The 12,500-nt window shown below is 40.2% G+C and carries 9 protein-coding genes; 3 read left to right on the forward strand and 6 right to left on the reverse strand.

The window, feature by feature from the left end; translation table 11 throughout:
* Positions 1–26: 26 nt before the first annotated feature.
* Both thrS and ACSLUH_RS06125 read right to left on the reverse strand, forming a co-directional pair.
* Positions 27–1,937 (reverse strand): threonine--tRNA ligase, encoded by a 1,911-nt coding sequence (thrS, locus tag ACSLUH_RS06120; protein ID WP_448565408.1) that lies wholly within the window; start codon positions 1,935–1,937, stop codon positions 27–29.
* A gap of 338 nt (positions 1,938–2,275) precedes the next feature.
* Positions 2,276–5,011: a TonB-dependent receptor gene (locus tag ACSLUH_RS06125; protein ID WP_448565409.1), complete on the reverse strand. Its 2,736-nt coding sequence runs from the start codon at positions 5,009–5,011 to the stop codon at positions 2,276–2,278.
* Between the two features lie 122 nt (positions 5,012–5,133).
* Here ACSLUH_RS06125 and ACSLUH_RS06130 point away from each other — a divergent pair, with 122 nt between their 5' ends.
* Positions 5,134–5,592, forward strand: a complete 459-nt coding sequence (locus tag ACSLUH_RS06130; protein ID WP_448565410.1) for a porin family protein — start codon at positions 5,134–5,136, stop codon at positions 5,590–5,592.
* A gap of 69 nt (positions 5,593–5,661) precedes the next feature.
* On the opposite strand, the gene ACSLUH_RS06135 is transcribed toward ACSLUH_RS06130, so the two are convergent.
* Genes ACSLUH_RS06135 through ACSLUH_RS06150 form a run of 4 tightly spaced genes read right to left on the reverse strand, consistent with a single transcriptional unit; the run spans position 5,662 to position 9,085 of the window.
* Positions 5,662–6,381 carry a HugZ family pyridoxamine 5'-phosphate oxidase gene (locus ACSLUH_RS06135; protein WP_448565411.1) on the reverse strand — a complete coding sequence of 240 codons (720 nt, stop codon included), beginning with the start codon at positions 6,379–6,381 and terminating at the stop codon, positions 5,662–5,664.
* Between the two features lie 29 nt (positions 6,382–6,410).
* Complete coding sequence (locus ACSLUH_RS06140) at positions 6,411–7,190, reverse strand: heme ABC transporter ATP-binding protein (RefSeq protein ID WP_448565412.1); 780 nt, start codon at positions 7,188–7,190, stop codon at positions 6,411–6,413.
* Positions 7,183–8,244, reverse strand: coding sequence for a FecCD family ABC transporter permease (locus ACSLUH_RS06145; RefSeq protein WP_448565413.1), 1,062 nt, complete (start codon positions 8,242–8,244; stop codon positions 7,183–7,185). Before ACSLUH_RS06145 ends, ACSLUH_RS06140 begins: the two co-directional genes overlap by 8 nt.
* Positions 8,237–9,085 carry a heme/hemin ABC transporter substrate-binding protein gene (locus ACSLUH_RS06150; RefSeq protein ID WP_448565414.1) on the reverse strand — a complete coding sequence of 283 codons (849 nt, stop codon included), beginning with the start codon at positions 9,083–9,085 and terminating at the stop codon, positions 8,237–8,239. Before ACSLUH_RS06150 ends, ACSLUH_RS06145 begins: the two co-directional genes overlap by 8 nt.
* Before the next feature lie 192 nt (positions 9,086–9,277).
* On the opposite strand from ACSLUH_RS06150, the gene ACSLUH_RS06155 reads away from it, so the two are divergent.
* A complete protein-coding gene (locus ACSLUH_RS06155) occupies positions 9,278–11,389 on the forward strand; it encodes a TonB-dependent receptor, heme/hemoglobin family (protein WP_448565415.1) in 2,112 nt (703 codons plus the stop codon).
* Between the two features lie 153 nt (positions 11,390–11,542).
* Complete coding sequence (locus ACSLUH_RS06160; RefSeq protein ID WP_448565416.1) at positions 11,543–12,397, forward strand: fructosamine kinase family protein; 855 nt, start codon at positions 11,543–11,545, stop codon at positions 12,395–12,397.
* The last annotated feature ends 103 nt before the right edge of the window (positions 12,398–12,500 follow it).

The following is a 12,500-nucleotide window of genomic DNA, read 5'->3' on the forward strand; positions in this document are numbered from 1 at the left end:
AATAAACATCAGTTAAGATAATATCATTAACTGCGTGATTTTACTTCTTCGCTTAGTTTAGCGATAAAATCATCAACTGACATTTTACCTAAATCTTCACCACTGCGTGTCCTAATAGCAATTTCGCCACTTTCCATTTCTTTGTCGCCTACGACTAACAAATATGGAACACGCTTTAATGTGTGCTCGCGAATTTTAAAGCCTATCTTCTCATTTCTCAAGTCTAGTTTTACTCTAAATCCATTTTCTTTTAATTTTTTAACAACATTTTGACAATATTCGCCTTGTTTATCGGTAATATTCATCACTGTTGCTTGAACTGGCGATAACCATGTCGGGAACTTTCCAGTGTATTCTTCTATCAAAATACCAATAAATCGCTCTAATGAACCTAAGATCGCTCTGTGGATCATCACCGGTGTGTAACGCTCATTATCTTCACCAACATAGGTAGCACCTAAACGCTCCGGTAACGCAAAATCGAGCTGTACTGTTCCACACTGCCAATTACGTCCTAAACAATCAAGCAAGGTAAACTCTATCTTAGGCCCATAGAATGCACCTTCACCTGGTAAATAGTCAAAAGAAATATCTAAATCTGTCAATGCATTCGCTAAGCCTTGCTCAGCTTTATCCCAAATTTCATCACTACCAATTCGCTTTTCTGGTCGTGTTGATAATTTCACTAGGATATCTTCAAAACCAAATGACTTATATACGTCATAGACCATTTCAATACATTCAGTGACTTCTGATTGCACTTGGTCTTCTGTACAGAAAATATGAGCGTCGTCCTGAGTAAAACCGCGAACTCGCATCAAACCATGCAACGAACCTGAAGGTTCATTACGGTGACAACAGCCAAATTCCGCCATACGAAGTGGTAAATCACGGTATGATTTCAAACCTTGATTGAATATTTGAACATGACCAGGACAGTTCATTGGCTTTATCGCGTATTCACGCTTTTCAGATTCTGTGGTAAACATGTTTTCTGCATATTTATCCCAATGCCCTGATTTTTCCCAAAGTACGCGATCCATCATCAACGGACCTTTTACTTCGTCATAATCATATTCATGAAGTTTTTCACGAACAAACTTTTCAAGCTCTGTATAAATTGTCCAACCATCGTTATGCCAAAACACCATGCCTGGTGCTTCTTCTTGCCAATGGAATAAATCAAGCGTTTTACCAATTTTACGATGGTCACGCTTTTCAGCTTCAGCTAAACGCTGGATATATGCTTTTAACTGCTTTTTATCTGCCCAAGCCGTACCGTAAATCCGCTGCAACATTTTGTTTTCAGAGTTACCACGCCAGTAAGCCCCTGCGACTTTCATTAGTTTAAAATGATGGCAATGACGCATACTAGGTACATGAGGACCGCGACACATATCAATATATTCTTCATGAAAATAAAGTGCTGGACGATCTGACTTATCAATATTTTCGTTTAGAATTTCTAACTTGTAGTCTTCTCCACGCTCTGCAAATACGTCAACAGCATCTTGCCAACTCCCCGTCTTTTTAATAACGTCATACCCAGTTCTGGCAAGTTCAGTCATGCGCTTTTCTAGCTTAACTAGGTCATCTTCATTAATTGCATGTTCAAGATCGACATCATAATAAAAGCCATTATCGATAACAGGTCCTATCGCCATTTTTGTATCAGGCCATAACTGCTTAATTGCGTGTCCAAGTAAATGCGCACATGAGTGACGGATTATTTCTAAACCTTCATCATCTTTACTGGTGATTAATTGTAGGTTGGCGTCTTCATTAATGAATTCACAAGCATCGACCAATGCACCATTCACTCGACCAGCGATGGTCGCTTTAGCCAAACCTGGGCCAATATCAGCGGCAACATCCATTACCGACACAGCAGTTTCAAAAGAGCGTTGACTTCCGTCAGGGAGCGTAATAACAGGCATGAGATTTCCTTTTTTTACAGTGGCGGCGCACACCAAGCGTCGCTTGCATTTTTATCGAATTAATACAGTTGGAGATAAACAGCGCACCCTATCAAAATAGAGAAGCTGCGATCTCAGAATAATAGCGGGCAAATATAGGGGAAATTAAATTGGAAAGCAATGGCATTGAACAATTCGTTGACAATAAATACTTGGCCATGGAAAGGTTCTCTTCTACATCATCGCATCACGATAATCATCAATAAATTAATTGATTCTTTAGTTCAAAACCATGTAAAAAAAGCTGTCGCCAATGAGGCAACAGCTATTAATACAACAAAAAAAAACAAATTACCTAACTAAAATGTTGTTTTCATACCTACATAGATAAAACGACCTCGGAATGAATATAAGTTGTCATCAGTACCCGTTAAGTTTGCAGTAAAGAACGGTGGTTCTTTATCGAATACATTCTGTAACCCCATATGTACATCTGTATCGTAATCTTCTAGGAAGTAGCCGACCTGTACATTATGAAATACTGTGGCATCAAGAGCACCGCTATCTCCAGCATCAATTTCTGAGTTATAAGTAGCATCCCATGTGGCTCGAATATTATTGCGAGACCAGTCTACTTGTAAGGTGGCTTTAGTTTCAGGAATACTGCCAAAAGCACTGCTATAGGTACCAGTAATATCTTCAAACGCTTCGTCACTTGTTGCTTGCACATCAAATTGAGTAACGCGAGTTAAATCTAAGTTGAAACGCCACTCATCGCCATTATCGGCAACTACCATGTAATGCGCATTTAAATCAATACCTGATAAATTTCTTGCTGCGATATTATTTGCTGGCGAGAAAATTGTCTGAATATACCCTTTACCATTATTACTACGAATTACATCATTTGCATATTCTGCATTACCCGCGACAAACTGATCGATAACATATCTAGAGCTTGCAAAGACGACATCTTCTTGCTCAATATCGTAATAATCAAGCGTAAAAGAAAGATCTTCTAGAGGCTCGTAAACGATACCCAAGGTCATATTGGTTGCTTTTTCAGGTTCTAGATCGGGGTTACCACCACCAATAATGTCGTTGCTTTGAATCGTATTTTTAATAAATGCAGGGTTTAAGCCAGCACAGCCTGCCAGATCCGCAACAAACCCTTCTTTATTATTTGGATTACAAGGATCATATAAGTTGGTATTGATGGAAGATGTTCTACCTTGATACATCTCAGCCATAGTAGGCGCTCTAAAGCCAGTACTGTATGTAGCTCTAAATTTTAAATTATCTAATGGTCGATAATTAACACCTAATTTAGGGTTAGTGGTATTCTCATCAATATCACTATATTGGCTATATCTAATTGCCGCTTCAACATCAAAGTTTTCAAAAACTGGCGCTGCTAACTCTAAATAAAACTCTTTGATCTCTCGAACAGGAGACACTACTGGTGTTACAGAGCCCCCCCATGAAACGTCAAATGTTGCCGTTCTTTGCGCTTGGTCTACTGACAACGATAATTGCTCTTCACGATACTCCATACCAGAAGAAAACATTAAATCACCCTCAGGAAGCGACATAACAGGTCCTGCGATACTTGCTTGGAAGAACATGAGATCATTCTTGTTTGTTTGCATCGGCGCTGTGACATTAATAAAGTCGAGCATTTCTTGAGTAATAGAACCTTCAGGGCCAAAAACATTTAACGCGACACAATCAGGATCAGCTTCAGTTTCACACTCATCTGAAAGTGCGCGTTCAATCATTTTAATCGAAGGCTGCACGCCACCGTCTCGAACTAACTTCGCCGATTGCTTTGAGAAAACTAACTCATAGTCATAATCTTCTGCAATTATACCTGTTAAGCCAAATGTATAGCGTAAAATGTCGCTTTCACTTTTATAAATACGAGAGCCATACTCACTAAAGCGTCTGGCGACATTTCCTGGCTGACCAAATGGGTTATATTTTTGATTAGGCCCTACACCGTAATTTGTAACTACCTCATTACCATCTTCATCAATTGTCACTACCGGGTAACGTTTAAATGCATCTGGCGTATCAATATTATCACCATAATAAGCAGTATCAACACCAGGAGATGCTTGGTTGCCTTGCACAAAGCCGTCATGAATTGATAACTCTGCAAAAAATGTTGTATCTTCATTTAATTCATAGTCACCCGTTACATAAACACTGGTTGTTTTATTATCATTCGCCCCAGATTGAGCGGCACGATAATTGTAACCCATTGTTGGATAATCAAAAGGAACGACGACTGAAGGATTATTGGCATCTAAAACAGTCCATTTTCCATCAGGCAGACCAAAACCAGACAACATAGCATTAGGGGCAGTGCTCGAACTAGTATCTTCACCGCCTAAATAGGATTGATCGGTATCTTTGGTCATATAACGATCAGTTTCTTCCCAGCCACTATTGTTGCTCGATGAAGCAGCGATCATCACACTGCCTTTTTCACCGCTAATTCCCATAACGAGACCTAGCTTGCGTTCCTGTGCATCACCCTTTGATGATTGACCATAATGGGCGTTAACTTCAAACCCTTCATAACGTTGACGAGTTTTGATGTTAATTACACCCGCAATAGCATCAGAGCCATAAATAGCAGAAGCACCATCTTTTAGAACTTCGATTTGCGAAATAGCTTCAAACGGTATTGATGAAAGATCCACCAAACCACTCTCGTCAGAGCCGACCAATCGTCTGCCATTAACAAGGATTAACGTATTAGTCGCTTCAATTCCTCGTAAAGTTGCAGTTTGAATATTGTTTGCCCCCGCGCTACTCTGATTATTGGCGGTAGCACCCGTCAAAGCAGGTAATCTGCGTAATGCTGTACTTACGTCACTAATCCCTAAATTCGTTAACTGTGCTTTAGTTACAACAGTGATTGGAGAAGATGATGCTACTTCTGCTCGTGCAATACGAGAGCCAGTGATATAGATCTTTTCAACCTCAATATCGGCAGTTTCTTGGTTTACGTCGTTGGCATAAGCTTGTGTTGACGCCATAGTTGCTAGCAATGCGGCTGAGAGAGTAGTTAGTTTAAACGTTTTCATACATGTTTCCCTTATTAATTATTTTATGATGGCATTTTTACCCATCATTATTGTATACAATATAAGATATTATGTATTCGATCAATAAACCACCTAAAATGAAAATTTTTAGTTAATTAAAGTTGTCGACTGTTGAATTTAATTTAATAGTCGGATATGCAGTGGTAAATGGACGCAATACCTTACTTAAACTAGACATTCGTAATTGTGTTGAAAATCGCACTGATTCAGCAGGTTTAGTAACCGGTGGTGCCTCTTTCCCGCAAATCAAACTTAACGGTGGCGTAAACTGGGCAAAAGATCAGTGGGAAGCAAGTTGGAATGTTAGTTACATCGATGACTTACTTGATAGTGATGACGATGTTATCGAATTGCCGAAAGTTGACAACTACGTTAAGCATGGCGCACAGGTTAGCTACAGTATGCCTCAGTATTGGGAAAGTAAATTAACCTTGGGTATTGATAACCTATTCGATGAAGAGCCTCCTATTCTTGCATCAACCGTTGATGGTGGTCATGATCCTGCAACTTATAGCGCTAGAGGTTGTTATTTCTATGCTAGATTAAGCTTCAATTTCTAAATTTTAGTTAAGTCTTGAAAGTAAAAAGCCACTTAAATTAAGTGGCTTTTTTATCTCAAGTAAACGCAGCTAAGCGGCTCGCGCATTGTGTGTCAAAGCAACCAGCTCTTTTCTAATATCACCTATCGATAAACATGGCTGGCTAAAAGGTATAAAAAAACGCGTATTATTTGTCTGTAAATAACATCCGTCGGTTAATACCGCGCTCATTTTTGGTGTTTGGCAATCTATACCAAACTGGTGTGCCAGTATTAATGTCATCGCATCGACATGGTCTTCATTCATATGTTCGATAACCCGTTGTTCTTGGGCATCGTCCCATGGTGCTGCATTTTGTTGCCATTCATCTGCCTCCAACCAAAAAATCTTACCAAAGCCTGCTATGTATCTAACACGGATGATATCCAAACGCCAGATAGCAAAATCGTGAGCTTGTCGATAGCTTGCCGCTGATGGGAATTGATTAACATATTTAGTAATTAAGCTGTCTTGTTGCTCACCAGAAACCTTAACGCAATCCCCTACTAGGGTTACTCGCGCATTTTCATTTTGATCGCCCTGCGCTGCTTGTTGATATAATGTCAAACTAACTTTCGAGTTTTCGCTCATATTTCGTGAGTGCTGAGCGATATCACTGACATAAAAATAAATATGTCCTTGAGAATCAGAAATAAATGGTGTCACCGAACCAAAGGGATAGCCCGGTAAGTTTTTAGACACCGTCGATAAAACGCCATTGTTAATTTGCCTTGTAAAAAGTCGCGCTTGATTTACTGCTTGTTCACGCATAAATACTCCTTAAAAATTATTATATTGAATTAGTTCGGTGATGAATAAATAATTGGATTTGAAATTGATTGGTGCTCAAACACCTTCATTGGAGTTTGATAAACCTCTGTTAACACGTCTTCCCGCAATATGTCGTGAGCATGCCCTACTTTTCGTAACGTGTTTTTATCGATTAACCAAATTTGGCTCGCATAAATGGCAGCTAAGTTTAAATCATGGATTGCTATCAGTGCCGCGTTACCAGCGTCAGTAAACTTTTTAACCAATTGCAGTAGTTTATGCTGATAACGAAGGTCTAAAGCGGAAGTTGGCTCATCCAGTAACATTAACTTATTGCGACAATCCGGTGAGAGTGCATCAAGCTGAGCGAGGCAACGTGCTAATTGTAAGCGCTGAAACTCCCCTCCTGATAACTGAGCTGTTGTACGGTTAATATAATGGCTCAATCCCGCTGCACTCATTACTTGCTCTACTGCCTGATGAGTATTAATGGTGGTTTCATTAAAATGAAAGCGCCCCATAGCAACAAACTCACAAACGGGAATATCAAAAGGCAATGACAAATGCTGTGACATCACCGCACGATGCTGTGCTAACTCACTTGGTTGATAAGCTGACATAACTTTATTGTGAAAAGTTAATTCTCCTTCAACAGGTAACTCACCGGTAATGGCTTTAAGCAATGTCGATTTTCCCGCACCATTTTCACCAATAACAGCGATAAGCTCACCAGGACTAACATTGGCACTAACCGATTGCAGCACATTTTCTCGGCCTCTTTTAACATTAACATTATTAAAATTAAGCATGATGGCCCCGTTGTTTAACTAATAAATAAACAAACAGTGGTGCTCCCAATAACGCGGTAATAATACCCAGAGGCAGTTCCGCTGGTGAGACAACGTTTCTTGCTATCCAATCAGCAAGTAACATTACTAAAGCGCCAACCACCATGCTCAGTGGCATTAACCTTTTCAAGTTTGGCCCCACTAATAATCGACATATATGAGGGACCACTAAACCGATAAAGCCAATAATGCCAGCTAGCGCTACTGCAACACCGACGCCAATAGCAACGAAGAAAATGGCTTGCTGTTTAAGCTTACTAACTTCCACCCCCATATAACGAGCTTGAGCTTCACCTAACATGAGTAGACTTAGCTTATCTCTGATCAGCAACAAGCCAATGAAAGCAATAAGCATTAACGGTAATGCATTAGCCAATGTTTCCCAAGTTGCGCCTGCCAACGACCCCATAGTCCAATAGTTAATCAACCTTAAAGCACTATCGTCGGCAAGGTAACTTAGTAAACCGATGAGTGCGAATGCGATAGCATTGAGGGCTACGCCAATTAGAATTAAATTAGCGACATTGACCTGTCCCTGTTGATGAGCAAATGTATAGACTAACAAGGTTACAATTAATGCCCCGAAAAACGCCGCAATTGGCAACCAAAAATGAACATTAATGTCATAGTATTTTCCCATTGATATTAAAAACACCGCAGCAACAGCGGCTCCCGACGTCACACCAATGATTGAGGGATCCGCTAACGCGTTTCGGCATAGTGCTTGTGTTGCGACACCGGTTTGGGCTAATAAAATACCAATTAACAACGCCAAACAGAGTCGTGGCAGGCGGATCTCGGAGACCACATTAAGTTGTAATTGGCTGAACTCAGGAAAACTTGCCGGTGATAACCAAGCAAACGATAGCTTCCACGACCAAACGGCAGGACCAAAAGACAGTGAAATCATCGCAACGATAATAGTCATTAACATCGCTATAGCGATGATGAGTTCAAACCGATATTGATGTGCTTTATGCCAAGTGGCAACGTTACTGGTTGCTATGCTAGTCATTGATCAATACCTTGTATTGGTCAACGATCTTTAAACTTTGTGCCACTCGTGGCGTCAGCGCTAAGCTTAACAAGCTATCCATGACCAACACGTGGCACTGCTTAGCCGCATCAAGCAGGCGAATACTAGGCAAGCGACAGATGGTCTCCTTGCCGCCGAGTTCTTTAGCCACATGCTCAGGAACGACGATAAAATCCGGTTGATTGACTGATAACGCTTCAATATTCATCGGCTTATAACCACGATGAGTCTTGCCAACATTGTCAATGTTTAACGAATCAAAAATAAAGTTAGGAACCGTTTCAACGCCAGCAACAACAACGCCTCGATCAGTAATCGATATCGCAGTAAGCGCCTTTAACTGTTTTTTTACATTGTCATGGTTTTCGGTGTTTTGATCGATTAACCGTTGGTAATCGGCTTTAATAGAATCGGCTAAGACTTTAGCCTCTTGTTGCCGATCAAACACAGAGCCAACGTCTGCAATTAATTGTAAAAGCTGTTCAATGTTTTCTGGTTTATTAAGAATATGAACAGAGACACCCGCTTGCTCTATAAGGGATAAAGACTCTGGCCGACCCGCACCCTCGATAGTAATCAAATCAGTCGGTTGTAGTGATAAAACTCCTTCTGCTGACAAACTTCGGTAATAACCAACCATAGGTAATGTTGAGGCTTGTTCAGGGTAAAGGCTAGATTGGTCAACACCTACCAATACCTCTTGTGCACCCAATGCAAAAATAATCTCGGTTATCGTACCTCCAGCACTTACTACTCTAAAGCTATTTTCATCAACACTTTTTGCTGATAGCCCCAATGAAAGCATTAGTGATGTAAACACCAGCACAATGCTTAAACATGCGAATGACGTCGTCAATTTCTTATACATCTCAATAATCTCTAGTTTGTTAAAACAATTTGTTGCATATTAATTGACGATAAAAACAAATGCAAATCATTCTTATTTGCATTACCAAAATAAATTGTTTACTATGCAAATAAGAATAGTTCTCATTTATGTAAGTTGGAGTTTATGAAATCATTGCCCTTTCCATTAACAATTATCGCCTTAGCCATCACAACAACGGCTATAGCACAAGATAACTTAGCAACAAAAACAACTGATGCTAAGGCTGATGAATATATGGTGATATCTGCCAGTCGTGTCGCACAGCCGTTGGCAAAAATACCCGCCAGTGTCTCGGTAGTTGACCAATCACAAATAGAACGGTTTGTGTTAAGCGATCTTGCTAACTTGTTTAAATATGACCCTTCAATTACCTCATCAGGTAATGCTGGGCAAGCGCAAACCCTCACAGTTCGAGGTATAGGAGGTAATCGCTTAGTTTATATTCAAGATGGCAGGCGTTTAAATGATAGCTACGCAGGTGGTGGCGGCTTTATTGTTGGCCGTGGCTATTTAGATACAGACAATATAAAGCAAATTGAAATTGCTAAAGGTGCAGCCTCTTCTTTGTATGGCTCAGATGCACTAGGCGGCATCGTGGTTATCCAAACAAAAAATCCCCGAGACTTTTTAGGAGAAGAACAATACTTCTCAAATCTACAACTTGGCACCAACAGTGACAGTCAAACCAATAAAATGGGATTTCAAGGCGCAGCTAGGATAAGCGATTGGGCAGCAAGTCTATCGTTAACCGAAAGAAATGGCCACGAGACGCAAAACTATACCAGTTCGTTACCTGAATACGATAGTGACTCTACGGCGCTTTTAGCCAAGGCCCAACGTTCCATTGGTAGTGATGCAGAGCTGCTACTTATCGGTGACTATTATCAACAATCTACCTCACAAGTTGTCGACGTCGATTCCTTAGCTAAAATCGATAGTATTGATGATAAAAACGAAAGCATCGCCTTTACCATCGATTACCGTTCACAAGCTGGTTCGGCAATATACGATTCTTGGCAAGGACTTCTTTATGTCTCTCAATATCAACAACAAAGTCAACAAACTCGACATAGCAATCGCGGGTATAGTGATTTCAACGACTATCGCTTTGAACAAGATATCATTGGTCTAAAAGCCATGTTTAACAAACAATTGTTAGAAGACACCATCGAGCATCAATTGAGCTATGGTATCGATATAGATATTTATGACACCAAGCGGCCTCGTTTAAAAACTCGTGTAGGCTTTGACGGTGAAGTTGTTTTTGAAAATACACCGCAAAAAGCCTTTCCTGGTGCTGAAACAACAATGACAGGTATATATATACAAGATATTATCACCACCAATACGCCATGGAGCTTTATTGCTGCGGTTCGTTATGATGATTACCGTATGTCAGCGAAAGATGATGCACTTTATCAAATGAGTGAGCTTAGTGACATCAATGAAAACGCTTGGTCACCAAAATTAGCGACTACCTTTCACTTAAATAGCAATGTGACTTTTTATGGACAATGGATGAGAGGCTTTAAAATACCGCCACACGATCTCGCTTATCAAAACCATGGCGTGGAGCCGTTTTATCAAATACTACCTAACCCAGCACTTGAAGCCGAAACCAGCAATAGCCACGAGCTCGGCATCAAAGGACAATGGCCTAATACCGAATTTTCGTTAGCTTACTACAACAGCAGATTCGACAATTTTATTGAATCACAACTCGTGGCAACTGAGCCTACTTACATCCCAGGCGTTGAAAAATCAGTTTTTCAATACCGGAATATTTCATCGGCTCGTATTGAAGGTTGGGAGTTTAGCGCCAAACATTGGTTGAATGATTCAATCAGCCTTGCCATTAATATTGCTGATGCTCATGGCAGAAACAATGAAAGTGCTCAACCTCTTGAAAGTATCTCGCCACTTTCTGGGAGCTTATTAATGTCGTTAGAGCAAAACTATTGGCAACATACCTTGGCGTTACGATTCGCAAAAGCACAAAACGATGTGCCTAAAATTCAGGGAGTTAGCACTGCAACCAGCCAAGGTTTCGGCGTCGTTGACTGGTATAGTCAGGTTGAAATTGGTCAATGGCGATTATCCGCGGGAGTAACCAATTTACTTGATAAAGAATATTACCATTATCAAAGTATCGCCGGTCAAAATAATACAGCAAGTAAAGAGCAATATACGCAAGCAGGTAGAAGTGTTTTGGTTAACCTAAATTACCAGTTTTAACACGCCTAACAGTTTAAGGTTAGCTTACAAGTATTTGTCGTTGAACCTCCAGATATTCGACAAAGGTTTGTGAGCTAACCGCCCCACTTTGAATACTCGGCTTTGATCTCGTAAACTAGTTGCCTACATGGTTAGCGCAAGTAAAGGTGTTCTATGTGGTCAGCCGTACAAAACGTGATCAGCCAAGTAACTGGCCAATCTTTTACCATCAAAGCTCGGTACCGATTAACAGGAGGGGATATCAATCAGGCTGAGTGCATTTCGGATGAAAAAAACATCTATTTTGTAAAATACAATCACATCAACTATCTCAATAGTTTTCAAGCGGAAGCGTTATCCCTTTCGAGGCTGTCCGAAGCAAATGTTATTAAAGTCCCTGATGTTATTGCGATTGGTCATCACGAAAAGCATGCTTTTTTAATCTTAACGTTCCATCAAATGGACAAAAATGCGCAATCAAAATGGCCAACCTTAGGTAAAGCACTGGCCCAACTTCATAGCATGGATACCTTTAATGCATTCGGCTGGCAGCAAGATAATTTTATAGGTACCAGCAAACAATGTAATCACTGGAGTTCAAATTGGAGTGTCTTTTTTAGCGAGTACCGCTTAGGTCCTCAGCTAAAACGCTTGGCCGAAAAAGGTATCATTCTCGCAAAGCACCAAAACATCCTGAATAAATGTCGTCAACGACTTGATCAGTATGCGATATCGCCGTCTCTTTTGCATGGCGATTTATGGCAAGGTAATGTCGGCTTTGAAAAGGGACAACCAATTATCTTTGACCCCGCAAGTTATTATGGTGATCGAGAAACTGATATCGCCATGACCGAATTATTTGGTGGATTTCCGCCAGCATTTTATCAAAGTTACTTTAGTTACTTACCACCGAGCCCAAACTATGAAGAAAAAAAGAAACTATACAACCTCTATCACCTCTTAAATCACGCTAATATGTTTGGTGGTCATTACATTGATCAAGCAAAAGATATTATCAATTCGCTATGATATTGATCTTATTTAACAATTGAAAAAGTCTTTGGCTTTACTCGCTATCTCAAAGAAAAGCGTCATAATTACAGATGTGGCATGTACAACTTTAGTGCAATCA

The organism is Thalassotalea ganghwensis (assembly GCF_053485795.1).

Excerpts from the sequence above, each read along its gene's own strand:
- ACSLUH_RS06145 (WP_448565413.1), bottom strand. The coding sequence starts at position 8,244 with ATGACTAGCATAGCAACCAGTAACGTTGCCACTTGGCATAAAGCACAT.
- ACSLUH_RS06125 (WP_448565409.1), bottom strand. The coding sequence starts at position 5,011 with ATGAAAACGTTTAAACTAACTACTCTCTCAGCCGCATTGCTAGCAACT.
- ACSLUH_RS06140 (WP_448565412.1), bottom strand. The coding sequence starts at position 7,190 with ATGCTTAATTTTAATAATGTTAATGTTAAAAGAGGCCGAGAAAATGTG.
- ACSLUH_RS06160 (WP_448565416.1), top strand. The coding sequence starts at position 11,543 with ATGTGGTCAGCCGTACAAAACGTGATCAGCCAAGTAACTGGCCAATCT.
- ACSLUH_RS06135 (WP_448565411.1), bottom strand. The coding sequence starts at position 6,381 with ATGCGTGAACAAGCAGTAAATCAAGCGCGACTTTTTACAAGGCAAATT.
- thrS (WP_448565408.1), bottom strand. The coding sequence starts at position 1,937 with ATGCCTGTTATTACGCTCCCTGACGGAAGTCAACGCTCTTTTGAAACT.
- ACSLUH_RS06155 (WP_448565415.1), top strand. The coding sequence starts at position 9,278 with ATGAAATCATTGCCCTTTCCATTAACAATTATCGCCTTAGCCATCACA.